The 19419-nt window shown below is 53.6% G+C and carries 18 protein-coding genes and 2 pseudogenes; 12 read left to right on the plus strand and 8 right to left on the minus strand.

Annotated elements, in window-relative coordinates; genetic code table 11:
* Positions 1–203: 203 nt before the first annotated feature.
* The 3 genes from H6844_19170 to H6844_19180 form a co-directional block, all read right to left on the minus strand.
* Complete coding sequence (locus H6844_19170) at positions 204–434, minus strand: hypothetical protein (protein MCB9931528.1); 231 nt, start codon at positions 432–434, stop codon at positions 204–206.
* Between the two features lie 85 nt (positions 435–519).
* Positions 520–993, minus strand: coding sequence for a hypothetical protein (locus H6844_19175; GenBank protein ID MCB9931529.1), 474 nt, complete (start codon positions 991–993; stop codon positions 520–522).
* 4 nt (positions 994–997) lie between these two features.
* On the minus strand, positions 998–2200 hold the full coding sequence (locus H6844_19180) for a site-specific integrase (protein ID MCB9931530.1): 1203 nt from the start codon (positions 2198–2200) through the stop codon (positions 998–1000).
* A 754-nt stretch (positions 2201–2954) separates the two neighbouring features.
* Between H6844_19180 and H6844_19185 the strand changes: the two genes are divergently transcribed.
* The 7 genes from H6844_19185 to H6844_19215 all read left to right on the plus strand — a co-directional run bounded on the left by H6844_19185 (position 2955) and on the right by H6844_19215 (position 8516).
* Positions 2955–3383, plus strand: a complete 429-nt coding sequence (locus H6844_19185; protein ID MCB9931531.1) for a hypothetical protein — start codon at positions 2955–2957, stop codon at positions 3381–3383.
* A gap of 452 nt (positions 3384–3835) precedes the next feature.
* Positions 3836–4222 (plus strand): bifunctional DNA primase/polymerase, encoded by a 387-nt coding sequence (locus tag H6844_19190; GenBank protein ID MCB9931532.1) that lies wholly within the window; start codon positions 3836–3838, stop codon positions 4220–4222.
* A 675-nt stretch (positions 4223–4897) separates the two neighbouring features.
* The gene (locus H6844_19195) at positions 4898–5404 is read left to right on the plus strand and encodes a hypothetical protein (protein MCB9931533.1); all 507 of its coding nucleotides are present in this window, start codon (positions 4898–4900) and stop codon (positions 5402–5404) included.
* 402 nt (positions 5405–5806) lie between these two features.
* Positions 5807–6226 carry a hypothetical protein gene (locus H6844_19200; protein MCB9931534.1) on the plus strand — a complete coding sequence of 140 codons (420 nt, stop codon included), beginning with the start codon at positions 5807–5809 and terminating at the stop codon, positions 6224–6226.
* A 39-nt stretch (positions 6227–6265) separates the two neighbouring features.
* Positions 6266–7318: a relaxase/mobilization nuclease domain-containing protein gene (locus tag H6844_19205; protein MCB9931535.1), complete on the plus strand. Its 1053-nt coding sequence runs from the start codon at positions 6266–6268 to the stop codon at positions 7316–7318.
* Between the two features lie 420 nt (positions 7319–7738).
* On the plus strand, positions 7739–7996 hold the full coding sequence (locus tag H6844_19210) for a hypothetical protein (GenBank protein MCB9931536.1): 258 nt from the start codon (positions 7739–7741) through the stop codon (positions 7994–7996).
* 175 nt (positions 7997–8171) lie between these two features.
* Positions 8172–8516, plus strand: a complete 345-nt coding sequence (locus H6844_19215) for a hypothetical protein (protein MCB9931537.1) — start codon at positions 8172–8174, stop codon at positions 8514–8516.
* A gap of 62 nt (positions 8517–8578) precedes the next feature.
* Here H6844_19215 and H6844_19220 read toward each other — a convergent pair whose 3' ends face one another.
* Entirely contained in the window at positions 8579–9070 is a 492-nt protein-coding gene (locus tag H6844_19220) for an antirestriction protein ArdA (protein MCB9931538.1), read from the minus strand.
* Positions 9071–9643: 573 nt separating this feature from the next.
* Between H6844_19220 and H6844_19225 the strand changes: the two are divergent.
* Positions 9644–10694: pseudogene (locus tag H6844_19225) on the plus strand (DNA cytosine methyltransferase).
* Between the two features lie 58 nt (positions 10695–10752).
* On the opposite strand, the gene H6844_19230 reads toward H6844_19225, so the two are convergent.
* A complete protein-coding gene (locus H6844_19230; GenBank protein ID MCB9931539.1) occupies positions 10753–10974 on the minus strand; it encodes a hypothetical protein in 222 nt (73 codons plus the stop codon).
* Between the two features lie 157 nt (positions 10975–11131).
* On the opposite strand from H6844_19230, the gene H6844_19235 reads away from it, so the two are divergent.
* Positions 11132–11848 (plus strand): RNA polymerase sigma factor RpoD/SigA, encoded by a 717-nt coding sequence (locus H6844_19235; GenBank protein ID MCB9931540.1) that lies wholly within the window; start codon positions 11132–11134, stop codon positions 11846–11848.
* A gap of 514 nt (positions 11849–12362) precedes the next feature.
* The gene (locus H6844_19240; protein ID MCB9931541.1) at positions 12363–12602 is read left to right on the plus strand and encodes a hypothetical protein; all 240 of its coding nucleotides are present in this window, start codon (positions 12363–12365) and stop codon (positions 12600–12602) included.
* 4067 nt (positions 12603–16669) lie between these two features.
* On the opposite strand, the gene H6844_19245 is transcribed toward H6844_19240, so the two are convergent.
* The 3 genes from H6844_19245 to H6844_19255 form a co-directional block, all read right to left on the minus strand.
* Positions 16670–17023, minus strand: coding sequence for a hypothetical protein (locus H6844_19245; GenBank protein ID MCB9931542.1), 354 nt, complete (start codon positions 17021–17023; stop codon positions 16670–16672).
* A 303-nt stretch (positions 17024–17326) separates the two neighbouring features.
* Positions 17327–17896 (minus strand): AAA family ATPase, encoded by a 570-nt coding sequence (locus H6844_19250; GenBank protein MCB9931543.1) that lies wholly within the window; start codon positions 17894–17896, stop codon positions 17327–17329.
* A 132-nt stretch (positions 17897–18028) separates the two neighbouring features.
* The gene (locus H6844_19255) at positions 18029–18256 is read right to left on the minus strand and encodes an NERD domain-containing protein (protein MCB9931544.1); all 228 of its coding nucleotides are present in this window, start codon (positions 18254–18256) and stop codon (positions 18029–18031) included.
* 104 nt (positions 18257–18360) lie between these two features.
* Between H6844_19255 and H6844_19260 the strand changes: the two are divergent.
* Both H6844_19260 and H6844_19265 read left to right on the plus strand, forming a co-directional pair.
* A pseudogene (locus H6844_19260) lies at positions 18361–18554 on the plus strand (hypothetical protein).
* A 201-nt stretch (positions 18555–18755) separates the two neighbouring features.
* The gene (locus H6844_19265) at positions 18756–19139 is read left to right on the plus strand and encodes a hypothetical protein (protein ID MCB9931545.1); all 384 of its coding nucleotides are present in this window, start codon (positions 18756–18758) and stop codon (positions 19137–19139) included.
* Positions 19140–19419 lie beyond the last annotated feature (280 nt).

Genomic DNA, 19419 nt, shown 5'->3' on the forward strand with positions numbered 1-19419 from the left:
AGCCGTCTTCGGCGTATTTCAGAGCGGCGGCCCCAAGATCGGAGAAGGTGGTGCTGTCTGTCATGCTGCACCGCCTTGACCATCAGGGTCGTATGCGGTAGCATCGGCCTTGGAATCGCCCCTCAGCGAGCCATTGAAGATCGCGCCGCTCCCGATGCCAGTCGGGGCGGCGTTTTTCATGTCAGACAGCGCAGTGCCAAGCATCAGGCGCCTCGCGCGGTGCGGCGGTCGCGCTTCGGATTCGGGTGGCGGATACGGCTGGCCAACCATTCGGAGCAGGCCTTCACGGGTCGGTATTTTTTGCCCGAGACCAGAACATAAGGAAGGCCGTCGCGCTCGTTATCGTAGCGTCGCAAAGTGCGCGTGGTCGTTTTCCAGAGCGAAGCCAAGTCAACGTCTGGAATCAGTTCGTCGTCAACCAATTTGATATTCATCGTGCGGTGCCCTTGATCCGTGGACAGGAAACACCTGTTTAGTATCCGGACAACCGCGACATGGCACGTCAAAGCATGGAACGAATTAACGAGGCAATTCGTTCGGAAAACATTTTTTGTATGCTTCCACCGCCCACGGCGGCAGGTCGAATAGGGCCGGCCCGGTCGCTTCCTTGTAAGGAGCGGACTGCCGGCGGCTCCCCATCACTCCCATCGTGCGCAGAACATACAGCCGGTAGCTTCGACGCGCCCGCTTTACTCGCTTGCGGACGCTTGCCGTCGTCTCTCCAATGTATTGCGCAATCTCATATTGAACCGCATCTTTCGGCGCCCCGTGCACGGTTAGATCGGCGTATGCCTCAGCGACGAACTCGTCCAGCCTTTGCAAGCGGCTTTTTCGGCCCGGTTTCCGTTTGGTTTTTCCTTCCAGGTGATCGGCAAGAAAAGCGCGCTCGCAATCCGTGAGACGGCCACCATCCCGCAGCTTTTTTGCCAATGGCGCAAGGTCGCCTCCCCTCGCTGCGATCAAAAAGCTTTCGTCGAAGTCCGCAAAATCCACCGCCTTAACCCCGTAGTTTCAAAATTTCACCACTGCCAGCCGTCGGCATGACGATGGCCCCGGCGCGTTCGGTCGCGGCCCTCAAAGGATCGTCCAGCAGATGCGCGTACCGAGCCGTCGTTGCAGGCTGCGTGTGCCCCAGCAGCGCCCCAATGACCGGCAGGCTAAGCCCCGCACTGGCCAGCACACTGGCGTAAGTGTGGCGCAGATCGTGCAGGCGGGCCGAAGGTTTGCCGGCGGTGACGATCCCGGCCGCGATGCAGAGGCGCCGCCACGCGGTCTTTATCTCTTGCCGGTGCCCTTCGCCGCCGCGGCCTGGAAAGACGTATTCGGCGCCAGCGGGCGCATCCTCCCGCAATGCCGCCAGTAGCTGGCGGGCCGGCGCATTTAGTGGCACGCGGTGCATACTTTTCTGTTTCGTGGTCGCGCCCGGTTTCGTCCAGACTCCCGCCGCCAAGTCGAAGTCTGCCCAGCGCGCCGCCTGCGTCTCGCCGCGTCTGGCGCCCGTCAACAAAAGCAGCCGGACGATGTTCGCCGCTTGCTGGTCGTCATGTTCGGCCAGCGCCTGAGTCAGCCGTGCCAGTTCGTCGCCTGATAGATAACGATGCCGCTTTTCCTCTGTGTTTCGCTCCACGCCTCGGCAGGGGTTGTCGGTCCTCCATTGCCAGCGGATCGACAGCGCGAACATTCTGGAAGCTACGGCAAGCATTCGGTTTGCGGTATATGGCCCGCTGCTTTTCGTGACCTTACGGTGCAAGCCGTCGATGTCGGCGAACGCCACCTCGGCAACCGTTTTATGCTTCAATTCCGGCAGGATAAACCGCCGGATCAGCGCCGCATAATCGCGCTGGCTGCCTTCCCGCAGACGGGGTAGCTGTTCCGCGGTGTAACGCTGGCACAGGTCGGCAACCGTCTTTGCACCGCGGTCGGCTTCGACCTCGCCAAGCGGATCGTCGCCGCCATCGACGCGCCTTTTCAGGTCTGCCGCCTCCGCCCGCGCCGCGCCCGTTGTCCAGTCTGGAAACGAGCCTATCGTTATCCGACGCTCCCGGCCGGCCCGCGTCCGATAATTCAAAACAAATGCCCGCGATCCCTTCGCCGTCACGCGAACGCCGAAGCCCTTAACCTCGGTGTCGTAGTGAATGCGGTTGCCCCTTTCAGGCGCCTCCAACTTCTTAACGCTGGCGTCAGTCAGTTTCATTATCAGTAGGCTCCCGTGTCCGCACTATGTCCGCACATATAATGCGTATTCGTGTCCGAACAATGTCTCACGGTTTCCGGGCGCAGGCAATGTATAACCGTTGCATATCAATTATATATACATGGACATGGAGGGAAAATGTGCGATTTCAAAGCGTTGAAAATATGGCCAAAAAGAACTTTTTAATCAGTGGGTCGCAGGTTCGAATCCTGCCGGGCTCACCAGGGATTTCAAAAACTTCTGCCATCGTCGCCTCGCTCCCCGTCGTCGACCGGATGCGCCAAGGAAGTTTGCGCGCGGCCTGGCCGCGGTTTCAGTGTTTGCCTGGCGCATGGCAAGCCGCCGGCAGTGGGCATTGCGTTGCCGCGATTGCAGCTTCGCGGAAATCGGACCGCGCATTGGCATCCGGCACCCGGTCGCCATGGCCGAGCCCGCAGAACCGCCTCCAATCCCAGTCGCTCGCACAGCCGAAACCGGCCTTCGCCGCGCGCTTCGCCAGCGGCTTGAGTGCCGACCTAAAAACGCCCGGCCCACTCGTGCCGTGCAAAGGGGCAGGTGAGGGATTTCAGGAGAGGGGAGCGAGGGGAATGGTGCGCCTAACCAGAATGATCTAGAACGCACTTTGGAGTGTTTAGAGGAATGGGGCGCGCTTCTCAAGCAGGCTGATATTGGCGGAATACTGCAATCTGTGGAGATTGTCAGTCCGGATTCTGGCGGTGGTGATGAGCCAGGCAGCCCCTGAGTTTGGAGGGCCGCAGCCATGACGCCTCCGATTTTTGCTCCAGCCGATAAGTCTCTGCACGAAACTTTCAACGCGTCTGCGGCTTCTCCGTTGGCTGCCAAGCCAAAGAAACCCCGTAAAGCGGCATCGCACGTCATCTCATTCCGGGTTGATGATACCGAGAAGAGCGCGCTTGAATGTTCTGCGGCGGGCTTGCCACTGAGCCGCTATGTGCGTGAGCGGGTCCTCAATGGTGATCATTCGCCGCGCCGAACGCGCGGGCAATCCCCAATCAAGGACCATGAAGCCCTGGGCCGGGTGCTGGGTGCTCTCGGACGCCCGGTTTGGCCGATGATCTGGCTTTTTGCATTTGAGGCTGCGGAGGAAGGCGCGTTCTTCTTTCTCCTGAAGCTGATGCTGCGCTCCGGCGCGCCTTCGAAGATGTATCTGCCATGCGCGATGATCTGATCCGCGCGCTGGGCCTGAAGGTGAGGCCTGGATGATACTGGTCGGCAATCAGCGCGGGGAGCCAGAGAACTGGCGCAGCATCTTCTCAAGGAAGAGAATGAACGCGTTATCGTGCATGAGATCAGAGGCTTTGTGTCTGATGACCTGCATGGCGCATTCCTTGAATCCTATGGGGTCAGCCGAGGGACGCGCTGCAAGCAGCATCTCTATTCTTTAAGCCTGAACCTCCGCATGAGGCCGAGCCCTCCCGGAACTCTTTGAAGAGGCCATCAACAAGGCAGAAGAGCGCCTTGGGCTTTCCGGTCAGCCGCGAGCAATCGTGTTTCATGAGAAGATTGGACAAGACGGCAAGCTTCGCCGCCATGCCCATGCTGTTTGGTGCCGGATCGACATAGAGAGCATGAAGGCGGTGCAGATGTCGTATGATCGCCGCAAGCTGAATGATCTGGGCCGTGAGCTATACCTTTGAGCATGGCTGGAGCATGCCCAGAGGCTTTGTTCGTCATGAAGAGCGTGATCCGCGCAATTATTCCCTGGCCGAATGGCAACAGGCCAAGCGGGCAAAGAAAGACCCGGCCAGGCTTAAGGCGATGTTCCAGGATTGCTGGGCGATCTCGGACAGCCGAGCCACCTTCGCTCACGCCCTGAAAGAGTGCGGCTACATCCTCGCACGCGGAGACCGGCGCGGCGTTGTTGCCGTGGATCACAACGGAGAGGTCTATGCCATCGCCAGATGGGTTGGGATCAAGACGCGCCAGGTTGCCGATAAAATCGCTAACACCCAAACCCTCCCGGATGTAACAGCCGCAAAGGAACGAAGCGGCCAAGCGCATTACTGACCGGCTCCATGAACTGAGGACAACCCAGGCGCATACCGCGAAAGCAAGACTCAAAGACATTGCCGCAAGCGCCGCCGGGCGCTACGGGCACAGGATGAAGCGCTTAAGCGCCTTGCAGAAGAGCAGAAGGCCAGGAACCAAGGGAAGAAGCGGCTAGAAGTCAGCGCGTTCGCAGGGGCTGGCGCGGACTTCTCGACCGGGCTACAGGCGCGCGTAGGCGTATCATAGCTGAGAACCTCGAAGCGGCGAAGCTGGCGCTGCGGCGTGACCGCGCCGAACATGCCGCTTTGGCTGAGTTCCAGAACAAAGCCCGGCAGGCGCTATTGGAAAAGGCGCGGGCCATAAAACCAACCACAAGGCGATCCAGCGAGAGCCTCGGCGAGGACATCAACCGATTAGCACCGATGAGCCCTTCGCCTGATTATGCCCAGGAGAAAGAAACGCGAGAATATGTGCGGAAGCAAAAGCGCGAAGCCTGCAGGCCAAGGCCAAGGAACCATGAAGGGCCTGCGCCGAGGCTATAGGGCCAAGCCTAGTGGGCATCAGGAATTTTCAAATATTAAATGAGCTTATTGGCTCCATCATTAATGAATCAGAAGATTGAAGTTTGACATTTATTCCCAAATGCAATATATTATGAAAATATTTTTTAATTATTAAATCTTGGAGAAATTAATGACAACCGATGGCTTTAGTTCTGCTGCTGGAGATGCGCGACGCAATTTAACTCCCGGCGATCCAAACGAACCGATGGCAGTCCATATGCCAGAAAGGTATAAGGACACTTATTTTGCCTGTGTTCGAGGAGATCGCCCGTTACTCGATAGGCTTCCCGGGAATGCTTATGCAAGTAATGATCACTCCATGTGGAGGTATCATACAGGTGGATATGAGTGGCAGCTTGCGCCAAGAGACTATGCAACAGCTTTCGACTCAAATCTAAAACGCAGTTTTCTCGATGTAATTGGCATTCCGGTTGGTCAAAACCCTGTTTATGTTGTTATAGGAACGCGATTAGATGAAACAGAGACAAAACTCATGATCTCACCTGAAGCAGCTCAGAAGATAGTAGATGATCCGGAGATATATGCGGCTTTTGCTGAGCTTCTTGAAGCAGAAACACAGGGCATGAACCTGAAAGCGGGCATACAAGCTGAACCCCACCAGAGCCTTTGTATTTAATTTCGGCTCTTATTTGGCCTTCACTTGAATGGGAACGTCTTTCTAGCCGCTCCTATAAATCAGTCTTTCGTCCGCGATTTCAGTTTCGGTGTAATCCATGGCGATGTCTCAGGCTGTCTATTGCCAAGCGCCAACAGGAATCGAACTTTAAATAACATTAAATCAATGTGTTAGCTCAGTAGCGTTTCCTCAGCGTCAGAAACAATAAGGAAATTCAAAGAGTTGTCAAAATGGTGCGCCTAAGGAGAATGATCTAGAACGCACTTTGGAGTGTTTAGAGGAATGGGGCGCGCTTCTCAAGCAGGCTGATATTGGTGGCATACCGCAATCTTTAGAGATTGTCAGCCCGGATTTGGGGGGCGGTGATGAGCGAGGCGGTCCTGAGTTTGGAGGGCCGCAGCCATGACGCGCCTGATTGTTCCTCCAACCAACAATTCTCTGCAAGAAACGTTCAACGCGTGCGCCAACTCTCCGGCGGTTTCGGTGCGCAAGAAGCCCTGCAAGGCGGCTTCGCACGTTATCTCGTTCCGGGTCGATGATGCCGAGAAGAGCACGCTTGAACGATCAGCCCCAGGCTTACCTCTGAGCCGCTATGTGCGCGAGCGGGTCCTCAATGGTGATCATGCGCCGCGCCGAACCCGTGGCCAATCCCCAATCAAGGACCATGAAGCTCTGGGCCGGGTGCTGGTGCTCTCGGACGCTCCGGCCTGGCTGATGATCTCGCCCTTGCGTTTGAGGTTGCTGAGGACGGGCGTGTTCTTCTCTCCCCGGAGACTGACGCCGCGCCCGGCGCGCCTTCGAAGATGTATCTGCCATGCGTGATGATCTGATCCGTGCCCTAGGCCTAAAAGTGAGGCCCGGATGATATTGGTGGGCAATCAGCGCGGGGGAGCCAGAGAACTGGCCCAGCATCTTCTCAAGGAAGAAAATGAGCGCGTGATCGTGCATGAGATCAGAGGCTTTGTGTCTGATGATCTGCATGGCGCATTCCTGGAATCTTATGGGGTCAGCCGAGGGACGCGCTGCAAGCAGCATCTCTATTCTTTAAGCCTGAACCCGCCGCATGAGGCCGAACCAACCCCTGAACTCTTTGAAGAGGCCATTAACAAGGCGGAAGAGCGCCTTGGGCTCTCAGGCCAGCCAAGAGCCATCGTGTTTCATGAGAAGATCGGAAGCGATGGGCGGCTCCGCCGCCATGCCCATGCTGTCTGGTGCCGGATCGACATAGAGAGCATGAAAGCGGTGCAGATGTCCTATGACCGCCGCAAGCTGAATGATCTGGGCCGAGAACTGTACCTTGAGCATGGCTGGAGCATGCCAAGAGGCTTTGTTCGTCATGAAGAGCGTGATCCGCGCAACTATTCCTTGGCGGAATGGCAACAAGCCAAACGCGCCAAGAAAGACCCGGCCAGGCTCAAGGAGATGTTCCAGGATTGCTGGGCGATCTCGGATACACAAACCACCTTCGCCCATGCCCTCAAAGAGCGGGGGTATATCCTGGCAAAAGGAGATCGGCGCGGCGTCGTAGCCGTGGATCACAACGGCGAGGTCTATGCCATTGCCAGATGGGTGGGGATCAAGACGTGCCAGGTTGCCGATAAAGTCACTACCTCTCAAACTCTCCTGGACGTGATCGCCGCACGAAACGAAGCGGCGAAGCGTATAACTGACCGGCTCCATGAACTGCGGGCAACTCAGGCGCAAACCGCGAAAGCCAGGCTCAAAGACATTGCCGAGCGTCGCCGCCGGGCGCTGCGGGCACAGGATGAGGCACTCAAGCGTCTTGCAGAAGAGCAAAAGGCCAGGAGCCAAAGGGAAGAAGCGGCTAGAGCCCAGCGTATCCGCACGGGCTGGCGCGGCCTTCTTGACCGGATCACAGGCGCGCGCAAGCGCACCATGCAGCCGAAAACCTGAGGCGGCGAAGCTGGCGCTGCGCCGCGACCGCGCCGAACATGCTGCTTTGGCTGAATTCCAGAAAACCGCCCGGCAAGAACTCATGGACAAGGCGCGGGCGATCAAGTCGGGCCATAAGTTGATCCAAATTTCGAACTCGGTGAAGATATCAACCGATTGGCTCCAATGAGACCTTCGGCTGAGCCTGCCCGCGAACAAGAAGCGCAAGACTATGTGCGGAAGCAAAAGCGCGAAGGCAAAAAGACCAAGGCGGCGATCACGTAATTTCAACGGTCCTTCTCTATAAATATCGAAGAAGAGATACATAAAATCGACGCGTTTTATCATTTTCGATGAATAATAAATATCAATATCCGTTTCAATTATATTGACTAAATAATAAAATTATATTATACATAATAACAATTTTATAAAATGTAAATGATGTCTTTTAAGAAAAATTTTATCTCTGGTGTTTTTGGGATAGCGGCAGTAGCCGCTGTGGTCAGTGAAGATGCAACTAAGTATCTATTAAGGAAGGCTCTCCAGACTTCGATTTCTGTCCACGAGTTAGTAGTAGGCCCAAAATTAAGCACTACTTTGATGCAAAAAATGCTTAAAAGTGATACCAAACCATTTGGTAGAGAAGATTTAGATGCAAAATTCCGCCCGAATACGCCGCAACAATACAATCTTTGATAATAGCAGAGCTGAAAACCCAAGCAGACCCCCGTCAAAACCTCGTGGAAAGAATGTGGAGACGTCTTGGCGTAGATTCACAAGCTGAAGAAGAACCAGAAAATACTGTGGCAAAGCAGATACTTTCTGGAGGAAAGGTGAAATTTTAATAGATACCGAAAATGGAATTAATTTTATGAATGGCTTTTTCCGGAATGAATATCCTTTAAATTCGACACTATCGGATATTAACGGATCAGAATTAAGTACATCTGGTATTATGATGGATTTTTCGAGAGCCATGGGAAATTTTAAGGTCTCTTGCGACAATTACAGGTGTAATATAATTGATTATTTTGATTTTGAATTTGATCCAGATGAAACCCCACTAGAAAATATCGCCGAAGCAACGGGAATGGCGTTTCGAGGCCGTTATGACGAGGCTTCAGTGGCTATTGGCAGAATGTATTGTCAGGAATTAGATAACGAGCAACCATCGAAAACATCAATTCCGATCAATATAGAAATCAGCATCCGATAGAATTTTGGGAAGCTGCTAATTTTCAAATTGCACGAGAGCGCCTTATCAGGCGCTCCGATAAATCATCCTACTCCCGCGATTTCGGTTTCGGTGTAGTCCATCGCCAAATCGCGGGCGATGGTGTCATAGTCAATGTAATGGGCCAGGTGCTCGGGGATTTGACCGAATAGCCCTTCATCGACGAATTGCTCCGCCAGTTCGCGCATGGTCACCCCTTCGTAAATATCGATATCGAAGGCCTCCGGGTCGGCTTCCTTCGGATCGATGGCATAGCCAAGCTCTGCGCCTGCGATGATCAGAACCCGCTTTTCGTGTTCATCCAGCCCTTCGGCCAATTCGATAAAGGCAGCGATATTCCCCTGATGGATGCCGATGGCGCTTGCCAGCGCCGCGTCAATCGCCTCGCCATCGATGAACTGGATTTCAAACTCTTCGACGCGCTGGCCGTAATCGTTTCTGGCCTTGGCAGCCCTTTCGGCGAACTCCTCACCGCTCTCAAAATAAAAGCCGGTCGCTGAAATGTCATAGGGCTGTGCAAAGAAAGTCATGGTCATTGGTTTTCTCCTCATAGGGGTTGGGTTGCTGCTGCAACCCTTGGCCCTCATCGCCGAGGCTGGGGTGCAAGCGGAGAAAAATCGGCGAAAGAAAATCTGCGTTGTTGGGGGCGACCTTCAGGGGAACCAGCAACGCAATTTTCTGTTCGATCTATTTTGTTCGAAGTGCGCCGGGGCGGAGCCCCCAGGAAGGAGAGACAATGTGCGGCCCGCCGGGCTGCTCCCTTTGAATGCGCGAGGGGTCGAAGCCGCAGGGCTAAGACATGCAAAGCACAGGCTCAGTTTACGAGCACCCGGACGGAACGGCGCGCTATGCAGCTTGATAGCGAAACAACGTCTGAAAACTTAAGGATTGATCTAGATTGCGCACGGTTGGTGGGGTAAAAGCTTATATAGTGGAGGAAAAAGGGAAACCCCTACATGAGGTATGCTGAAAAGAATCCGGCATCGGTTCGGCATTGGTCGATCGGAGAGACTAAAGCGGTCAGAAGGCGGAGCTCGGTGTCTCGAGACAGGGGCAGCTCTGAGAATAAATTTGTCTATGACTTTGAAACAATGGTAGATTGTCGGCAAATGAATTTTAAAGATATTCGAGCGATTGATCTGTTTTGTGGTGCCGGTGGTCTGACTTATGGACTTGAAGAGGCTGGCTTGACTGTAGTAGAAGGCGTCGATATCGACGAATATTGCAGGTACCCTTTTGAAAAGAATACGGAATCGAGATTTATTTGTAAGGACGTTCGAGAATATACCGCTAACGAAGCAGAGGCGGCGTGGGCAGGGGCGGACATTCGCGTTTTGGTTGGATGTGCTCCATGTCAGCCGTTTCTACATACACACAGGGACCACGGGGAGCCATAAACAACGTTGGGTACTGCTACGAAGATTCGCCGAACTCGTAGATGAGACAAACCCGGATATCGTATCTATGGAGAATGTAACTCCCCTTCAAGGTACGGCGATGTTCCGACAGTTCGTGAGAAAACTCACGGCTGCTGGGTACGAAGTAGAGTACGGGCCTGTTGACTGTCGACATTATGGAGCGGCTCAAACTAGAAGACGATTAGTGTTGCTCGCATCGCGATTGGGGCCGATCACATTAATGAAGCCCACTCATCCGAATGAAAACGACTGGACAACCGTACGCGAGACGATCGAGAGCCTGCCGCCACTGGGTGCAGGAGACGTCGACGCGGTAGATGGCCTTCATCGAACGAGTCGTCTTTCCGAGTTGAACATGAAACGGATCAAGGTCTCCAGGCCTGGCGGGACTTGGCGTGACTGGCCAAAAGAGTTAGTTGCAAAATGTCACTTGAAAGAATCCGGAAAGACATACCCAGGCGTGTATGGACGAATGGAATGGGATAAACCGTCCCCGACCATCACGGGACAATGCTTCGGGTTTGGTAACGGACGGTTCGGACATCCAGAGCAGGATCGCGCTCTGTCGTTACGAGAAGCCGCGCTGCTTCAGACGTTTCCTCGAGATTACGAATTCGTTCCTAGGAGTGCGCCTTTTCCTGGAATGAAGCACGTCGGGCGTATGATTGGAAACGCCGTTCCTCCCCTGTTAGGCCGCGTCATAGGCGCAAGCATCCGAGACCATTTACAGAGCTACGCGTGATGCTATGGCAGAAGCATTTTCAAGTTCTGACCTATTCGAAAGGACATTAGAGGACCTTTCAGACGATGCTGAATCCTCCGGAAACGTGCTTTCTAGGGAAGCTGTTGATCGGCTCTATCTTCGAAGAAACATCGCCCCAGATCAGGCGATCGCTATCGAAAAGGCACTTAGAGCCTGAAGGCATAACGATCGCGGAAGACACGTCGAATACCGATGACAGCTCTATACCGAGAGCGTCGCCGCACAGGGTATTCAACTGCTCTGGATCATCTTTTGGCATCCGCTCGTGCTTATCCTCTACTTAACGAGGATGAAGAAGCAGCGTGCGGCGAAGCAATTCAGAGAGCGCTGAGAGTATCAGAGCTTGATCCGGAACAACGTACCGAAATTGACGAACGCGTGTTAGCCGCAGGAGAGAAGGCGCGCGCGTCAAACTCATCAAATCCAATATTCGTCTGGTTGCTAAGTTCGTATTCGAGCGCCGAATGCGCAATCGGCACGATGCGGACGATCTCGTTCAGATGGGGCTGATGGGATTGATGCGAGCGGCGGAGAAGTTCGACCCAGACTATGGCTGTCGATTTAGCACATACGCAAGTTGGTGGATTAGACAGGGGGTCCATCGTGGGATTGCCAACGATGCTCGCACTATCAGAGTGCCAGTTCATATACTGGAAAGAATCTCAAAATTCAGGAGGACACGGAACGCCCTTGGTCTGATTACCGACAATTCAGGAACGGCGGTTCGTAAGATCGCTGAAGCGCTGGGCTGGAGCGATGCTTTCACCGCAAGAATCGCACAAATTGCCGAGATGCGGACTGTGTCCCTAGAAGATAGCGTAGGACCAGACCAAGGCATCACGCTCGCGGATTTGGTGCCGGACACGAAACCCGGCCCAGAAGAGATCGCTATTTCGAACGACACCTTCCAAAGCGTGAGATCAATTATTGAAGAGCTAAACGACGATCGATTGAAGGATATCATCACGCGGAGATTTGGGCTCGACGGCACAGAGGAGACGCTTCAATCGATTGGTGAGAGTTACGGCATCACGCGCGAACGAATTCGACAGCTCGAAGAAAAGGCACTGGGCAGCCTGAGACGGCTCGCCATCAAGAGAAGACTTGGCAATTCTAAAGGTATTTTGCGATGAATTTATCTGAACTGACTACGGACAAATACCTATCAGCGGAGAAAATGCGTCGATTGGTTGGCCTCAAGGGTACATGCCGATGCTTCAGGTGCGTCGAAATCCTCTAGCGAGACCGATCCGCGCGGTAAGTATTGGCTTGGGCGATTGGCTCCTCGGAACGAAATCGCGCAATCTGCACTTGGGGATCGAGCGGAGCGGCTGGAGCCTTGCGCTGTCGGTGTCCGCTTCCTCATTGATCCGAATGATGCAAATCAGTCTTTCCGTATAAATGCCAAGTTCCGCGTTTGGCATCGCCCGAGCGGGAATTCCCAGTGGACTAAATCAGAACCGGTGCAGTTCGAGACGGTGATCTCGCCCGGTCTCGGCGCTCTTGAACAGGGCTTAGCCCTTCGGCCTTTCACAGAAGCGTTATCTACTTATTGTGCGGGGTTGGAGGCCGAAATTAGGCTAGAATGTTCGAGGAATCAAAGTGGTCGACTTGAGATAGTTGCAGAACTCGTCAACGAATCGGACCATGACCACCCAATATCGGGGAACGGTTTGTAAGGGCAGGTTGTTCGAAGCAACGCTCGCGATCAAACCGGAAAAACCATTGATTTCGTACTTGATGCCTTACCTGACAGTTTTCGCTACGACCGCTGTGTCCCAGCATATGGTATCAATTGTGGCGTCAGATGGGGAAGTGGCGGATTCAGAAACGATTGATCTACCAGGAGTTCGACAAGCGACGACCGATATTCTGGACGGTCGATGATGAAGAGCCTGACCTAAGCTTCGCGCAGTTAGCGAGCGACCTCTCCCCTCTTGCGAGGCACTAGCAAAGGCCCATGCTAAATGGGGGAAGTCGCATGGGACCCAAAAGCAGTACGAAGCGCCACTGCTGATTGGTCCGAGCACATGGCTACTCATTTCAAGACTGAGAAAACGGTTATGAAGAAGAAAAAGGAACGATTGGAACGAGGTATAGCATTATTTAAAAGCGACGAGCGATTGTCGCGGGCATTCATGTTGATGAACGAGGCAATGGCGCTCTCTACGTGCGACGCTGAAGGGCAAGCGAAGTATGATTCCTGGCGGCCTTTCAAGTCGGCTTCTTACTTGCGAACTTGGATTCGTGTATCGGAAAAGAAACAGACATAGTGGACATTGTTTGGTTTCCGACCGGCGGAGGAAAAACCGAAACTTATCTCGGACTTATACTTACCGCCGCATTTTACGACCGAATGCGAGGCAAGACCACCGGCATCACCGCATGGTCGCGTTTTCCCCTACGTCTGCTTTCTTTGCAACAAACTCAGCGATTTGCAAAATGCCCTTGCTGCAGCCGAAATTGTGCGAAGCCGCTACGATCTAGGAGGTGACGCGTTCGGCCTCGGATTCTTGATCAGGGGCACCTCGACGCCAAATGACATCAAAGACACGCGTTCTGTTAAGGAACAGGGACAGTGGGACTTCGAAGACGCAGATATGCCGGAACGTCTGCGCATGTTGAAAAACTGCCCTTTCTGCAAACGCGATACGATCGCCATGAAGTTCAGGCGCAAGTTTTGGCGCGTAGAACATCGATGCACTAACGAAATTGCCATTGGGGCCGAAAGACCCGCTACCAATTTGGGTCGTAGATTCGGAGTTTGGCGCTATTTGCCAACGGTCGTCGTTGGCACATTGGATAAAGCAGCCGGTATTGCTTTCCAAACTAACATGCGCGGCATGGTCGCCGCTCTAACGGCTACTGTCCAGAGCCCGAGCACGGGCACACACCTATGCGGTTAGATTTGGGCGACCCCATGGCTGTCTACACCCGCGCTGCAACACACCTACGGGCCCCCCTCCCCGGACGCCCGGCTTTACGGAGTTACGTACCGCCTCAAGACGAGTTACATCTCCTGAGGGACAATCTAGGAGCCTGTTGACGCTCACTACGAAGCCTTGTTCGACCATTTTCAAAAGGAGCTTTCGGACAGCACGCCAAAAATCTTAGCCTCATCGGCAACGCTCTCCGGTTACCAAAGGCAATCGGAGGTTCTGTATCGTCGCCAAGCCCGTGTTTTTCCGCAGCCGGAACCGAAAGCCGGGAACGGTTTTTGGTCGGGGCCCGACGAAAAGTCTATGCGACGCTTCTTGGCTGTTGCTCCGCGCGGACAAACTATTGAGTACGCCTTAGACAGGATGGCGGTGTCTTTGCAAACCGCGATCAGGGAGAACCGAGACAACCCTACAACCGTGGCTCCGACGTTCGGCGTCGATCCAAGCATGGTAACTTGGCTTGTCGACCTCTACGGTACTAACGTAATTTATGGCAACACTTTGCGCGATTTGGATGCCGTCGAGGCGTTCTGCCGAGACGCAGTGGGGCGACATTCCCGATCCACCTCCGCAGGTCGTTTCTCTAACCGGACGAACGCCTTTTGAAGACGTTTCAAGCGTGTTGGATCGCTTAGAAAGACCTGATCCGGACTTTTCAAAAAGGGTTCATGTCATAGCGGCCTCATCCATGATGAGCCACGGGTCGACGTCGATAGATTAAACGTGATGACGATGCTCGGCTTGCCGTTGACGACCGCCGAATTCATTCAAGCGACAGCACGGGTCAGGAGAACCTGGCCATCCCTTGTATTCGTCGTCCATAAAATCGCGCGCGAACGAGATGCCAGCGTGTATCGCTTGTTTCCGCAATATGTAGACCAGGGTGACAGATTCGTTGAGCCTATACCCATCACGGGCAAGAGCCGGAGAGTTTTGGAGCGTACGATGCCTGGCCTGGCTTTTGCGCGAATTCTAATGATGCATCAACCGAATGCAGGGACTAGCCTTTGGAAGGCCACCAACTGCGAAGCTATCTCTCCAGTGTACCAGATTTTGGGAAGGAAGAGATCGCTGCTATTTGCAACATGTCTTGGGTACGACACAGCAGACACGCGCTCACTAATGAAAGACGTGGAAAACTGGTACGATCGTTTTGTATCCAATATTGAGGACCCGGCAAACGGCAGTGAATGGTCAAACGATTTGGGTCCCAGGGCAAGCCTATGCTATCGCTTCGCGACGTAGAAGAACAAGTGCCGGTTTGGGGAGCGATCCACAATGAAGGACAGCCGGAGTGCATCACAGGTTCTTTTCGGATTGCTACCGCAACAAACGATCGACGCGAAAGGAGGAGTGTGGAAAGTCGCCCGCTGGGTAACAGAGGCCGCCCACGGCGTCGACCTAGATGAACTCAGAAGGGCGCTGGAACGTGCTATCGCGCCTTGGGCGAACACTACGCCTCCGATGGACGGTGGTTTCATTCAGGCGATAAGATCGGGGCGTCCGATCCGGGTAGAGACGTTGGATCGACACGACGGCGTGAGGTAGCTCCATTCCCAAAGAGATGGCGGTGCAAGAACCGACAATGCAACAGGCTTCATAAATCGCCGCGAGCGAGGTGTCAGTGCGGATCGAATGGACCACACGGTCAATTGCCCTTCGTATTGTTCCACGATGCCTGCGGTGAAATCAGAGAGCCCTATTATCCCGAGTGCCGTGACCACAATCAGGTAAGGATGGATCTTCCCGGCACGACAGATCTATCCGAGATCAGGCTGTCATGCCCTGTTTGTCATCGAGACTTGGGACGACCTTTCCTGAACACGACGTGCCAATGTGGACTCAATGGTCCTCGCAAAGGCCAAATGATGGAGTTTGGCGTTCACAGAAGCGCCGCTGTGTACACCCCCCGATCTATAGTCATCGTCAATCCTCCTTCGAAACAACAGATGCGGGAACTCGTTCAGGCGGGTGGCGCTCCCGCTGCATTGACCTGGTTAGCGGACGGAATGAAGGCTGACTGGATCGACAAAGTCGAAGGTGCCAAAGCTGCTTCGCTCAGGCGAGAGCTTCTCGATCGAGGTCTTGATCCAGCAACCGTGGACCAGATGATGGCCTCCTCGAACCCTATCCGAGAGCGCCGCCGCACGGGTCGAAGCTTCGCCCACGGTAATTGAAGAAGCGCAAAACGAAGCGGCGGCAATCGCTTTGGCGATGTCTAAAACACGGTTGACGATTCAAAGAATGGCCGCGGACGCTAGAGATGACATCCGACAAAAATATGAAAATACATATCCGGCGGCACTCGGGAAGCAGGGTATAGACCGGATTGATCTCGTGGAGAGTTTTCCGGTTTTGACAGGACAATATGGATACACTCGAGGCGATCAAGAGCCCGGACGTTCCAGGCTTAGGGCGTTCGTAGAGAAGGACGGGACGTTCGTTGTTTACGGTGATCTAGCGGAGACTGAAGCTCTGGTCACACGGCTCAATCCAACCAAAGTCGCGCACTGGCTACGTGCACGCAACCATCCGATTAATGCTGACGGACAATCCACGAACCGACTACGAAGCGATTTTGAAGGCTTTCGGAAACGATCCATATGCCTCACCAATTTTCGACGATGTTTTGACCCTCGTGCACTCCTTTTCGCATCGCACGGTCCGACACGCTTCGTTCTACGCCGGAATAGATCGAAACGCATTGTCAGAACTCTTATTTCCGTTCGGACTTGCATTCGTCACCTATGCAGTCCCACGTGGCGATTTTGTGCTCGGCGGGCTCCAAGCACTATATGAACATGATCTGCATACGCTTTTGGACAGGATTGTGAACGATGAAAGGCGGTGTCCGCTTGACCCTGGATGCTCTTCCAATCCGAACGGTGCCGCATGTACGGTATGTCTGCACCTTGGCGAACCGTCATGCAGACTCTTTAATACAAAGCTTGATAGGAATGTTCTCTTTGATCGCAACAAAGGGTATTTCCCGTTGCTGCTTTGATCAGGGGTCGTTCAATGTGTCGATCCTTGTCTGGCCGTCAGGGCTACGACGTGGAGGTATGATCGAGCACGGCTGGATCCGACATAGGCGTCTCTGTCCGGTTCGGAACTCGCCGCGCTCAAGACAAGGACCACCGCCGGAGCGTCGAGGCCTTTGAAACGCGCGATCGTCTCGACCACGACGCCTTTCCCGCCAAATTTACAAAATACGGCATTGCCGACGCTCTTCTGGGCTAACTCACGAGCGATCTTGACGTCTTCACATAGGACCGCGATATCGTTCACTTCGAATCCGTCGTCAATCAACGTCGCGACGAGGTTGCAGACAAAGTCTGGTATCTCTGAGGACTTCTCTTTTGCGACCATTTCGGCATGGGACCGGTAGCGCCCAACGACGAGCCGTCCTTTCGAACGACAGCGCGCGAACCCGAGACGCAATTGGCTCGGTGTTGCGGCAATTGATCGTCAACTCGTAGGGGAACCAATCTGGCTCAGGTTCCCAATTTCGGCTCCAAAGCCGTTGGTCAGCATCGGCAAATATATAAAATGGAGAGTCTGCATCATCGCTTAAGATCGCCAAAAGAGACTGAAGCCAATCTGATGAGAAATCTTGACCTTCATCCACTACGATAGCGTCGAAATTTTCTTCTAATACACCGCACGCCTCTATCAGCGAAATTGGCGCTTCATGCTCCACCACGCATCCGGAACGGGGGACGGAATAGCGAGGCCAGCTTTCTTCATTACGGAGAAACAAAGGGAGTGGTAGGTCGACACCTGGACGTTTTCAAGAACTTTAGATCGTGCAAGAGCTTGGGCGAGAAGAGCATTGTAGCATACGAGCAACGTCTTATGCCCGTCTTCGGCCAACTGCGCCGCTTTCTCAGAGGCCAGCAATGTCTTGCCGGTCCCTGGGCCACCGAACACCGCCGCACGGCGCGCGCGCCGCAATCCGACGAAAGCCCGCCTTTGTTCGTCAGTCAACCGGACTGGGGCGTGCTCCGCATCGTAAGTGTCGTCGGCCAGAGTTCTGCGGACGACCACAGTCGGCGCGAGTGCATTGACTATACGCTTCAGTTCTTTGAGCCTGAGTGCGCACTTTGGGTTCCAGTGGGAGATGATAATTTGTAGACAGCCTACTATATTCGTCATTCCTGACCGATCGATCACAATCTGTGGCGTTCCAGCCGGTCCCAGATTTGGCGGCACCGAAACATCAGGAAATGCGACGGCATGCATCGTCGGAATATCAAGCGACAGCGCAGTCCGAAAGCCATTTGTGGAGAGCTACCTTAGAGGCAGTTGCTTGTACGAACGGGTCCCTTAATAACGTGCATGTCGCCGCGCCTATCCTCGGACATCCAGCGACCATTATTGAGGAACACTCCGCCCCTTTACCTCCAAGACGATGGCTCCAACCGATTTCGACAACAGTATGAAATCGGCCTCTCCGTCACCCTGTCGCTTTCCTCGACGCCCTTGCCAAGCGACTGAGTGAATGACCATCCAATCGTCATCCAGGCTCTCTAGCGCCTTGGCGACTTTAATTTCGGAGGCCGGATCGAAGCCGTATGTGGGTCTGGAAATGAATTGAGCCATAGACGCATTGTAGTGTAGTTTTGGGTAGAATGCAACAAAATCCTATATGAAAAATATAAGTGATTTAGATTTGGTCGAAAAATTCTGAAAATCGCTCAAAAATAATGAGGGCTGTGAGGCGGCGTGACACTACACCAGAAATGGCCGTTCGCCGTTTTCTTCATTCGAGAGGGTTCAGATTTAGAGTTCATAACGATAAACTTTCAGGTTCGCCCGACATTGTTTTAAAAAGTACCGCACTGCCATTTTTGTTCACGGTTGTTTTTGGCACCGCCACCTAGGGCTGCAAAAAAGCTAGTACACCTAAGACCCGGGCAGAGTTCTGAGGGCAAAATTTGAGAGGAACATCGCGCGCGACGCCGCGTGCGAGCACCAACTTCGAAACGATGGATGGGACGTTATCGTCGTATGGAATGCGAGACGAAGACAGAAGATGGGATAGCAGGCGTTCTCAGAGAGTTGCTGAAAGAAAAGAAGCACGAATTGAAGGAACTACGCAATGAACGAGAAATTACGGAATCCAAGTTGGACTAGGGAAGAAACGATACTTGCTCTTGATCTTTATCTGAAATTGAATGGCGAAATACCCGCAGCTTCCGATCCTAGCATTATTGAACTCTCGGATTGCCTTCGGAGCAACCTGATGATGGGAAAATACCGAAATCGTAAAAACTTCCGCTCGGCATCTGCCGTCGTTTTAAAGTTGAACAACATTCGACAAGCTGCCGAAGGCGGAGGGCTACCGCACAATTCACGCATGGATAGAGAAATCTGGGAACAGCTAGGGAGTCGAAGCGCTAAAACTCAAGAAATAGCACAGACGATAAGATCAGCCATTCGGTGTTTTGATCTTGATTTAGAGCCCATGAAGAAGATGACATAGTGTTTTTTGAGGGGGAGAGATTGTGACTGGGGCTCATAAGAGGCGAGAGCGTGATCCAAAACTCAGGAAAAGGGTTCTGCAAAGCGGCAAGAGTCTGGCGCCCTTTCATGTGATATCTGCGCTGCAAGTTTTGCACATCTTGGGCATTTATTCGAAGAAGCAGCATTTGAAGTGCACCACTTAGTTCCTCTTGCGGAGCAAGGGCCTGGCAAAGTTAGGGATGTCAGATACGGCACTTTTGCGCCACCTGCCATCGGTTGATCCATGCACTTATCGCCGC

It is taken from the genome of Alphaproteobacteria bacterium (genome assembly GCA_020638555.1).
Classification (GTDB): Bacteria; Pseudomonadota; Alphaproteobacteria; order Bin95; family Bin95; genus JACKII01.

What these genes read in the sequence shown, in the direction of transcription:
- H6844_19205 (MCB9931535.1), top strand. Translation starts at nt 6,266, where the DNA reads ATGATATTGGTGGGCAATCAGCGCGGGGGAGCCAGAGAACTGGCCCAG.
- H6844_19215 (MCB9931537.1), top strand. Translation starts at nt 8,172, where the DNA reads ATGAATGGCTTTTTCCGGAATGAATATCCTTTAAATTCGACACTATCG.
- H6844_19240 (MCB9931541.1), top strand. Translation starts at nt 12,363, where the DNA reads ATGACCACCCAATATCGGGGAACGGTTTGTAAGGGCAGGTTGTTCGAA.
- H6844_19230 (MCB9931539.1), bottom strand. Translation starts at nt 10,974, where the DNA reads ATGCCAAAAGATGATCCAGAGCAGTTGAATACCCTGTGCGGCGACGCT.
- H6844_19250 (MCB9931543.1), bottom strand. Translation starts at nt 17,896, where the DNA reads ATGCATGCCGTCGCATTTCCTGATGTTTCGGTGCCGCCAAATCTGGGA.
- H6844_19170 (MCB9931528.1), bottom strand. Translation starts at nt 434, where the DNA reads ATGAATATCAAATTGGTTGACGACGAACTGATTCCAGACGTTGACTTG.
- H6844_19200 (MCB9931534.1), top strand. Translation starts at nt 5,807, where the DNA reads ATGACGCGCCTGATTGTTCCTCCAACCAACAATTCTCTGCAAGAAACG.
- H6844_19265 (MCB9931545.1), top strand. Translation starts at nt 18,756, where the DNA reads ATGAACGAGAAATTACGGAATCCAAGTTGGACTAGGGAAGAAACGATA.
- H6844_19220 (MCB9931538.1), bottom strand. Translation starts at nt 9,070, where the DNA reads ATGACCATGACTTTCTTTGCACAGCCCTATGACATTTCAGCGACCGGC.
- H6844_19210 (MCB9931536.1), top strand. Translation starts at nt 7,739, where the DNA reads ATGATGTCTTTTAAGAAAAATTTTATCTCTGGTGTTTTTGGGATAGCG.
- H6844_19185 (MCB9931531.1), top strand. Translation starts at nt 2,955, where the DNA reads ATGACGCCTCCGATTTTTGCTCCAGCCGATAAGTCTCTGCACGAAACT.
- H6844_19255 (MCB9931544.1), bottom strand. Translation starts at nt 18,256, where the DNA reads ATGGCTCAATTCATTTCCAGACCCACATACGGCTTCGATCCGGCCTCC.
- H6844_19195 (MCB9931533.1), top strand. Translation starts at nt 4,898, where the DNA reads ATGACAACCGATGGCTTTAGTTCTGCTGCTGGAGATGCGCGACGCAAT.
- H6844_19245 (MCB9931542.1), bottom strand. Translation starts at nt 17,023, where the DNA reads ATGGTCGCAAAAGAGAAGTCCTCAGAGATACCAGACTTTGTCTGCAAC.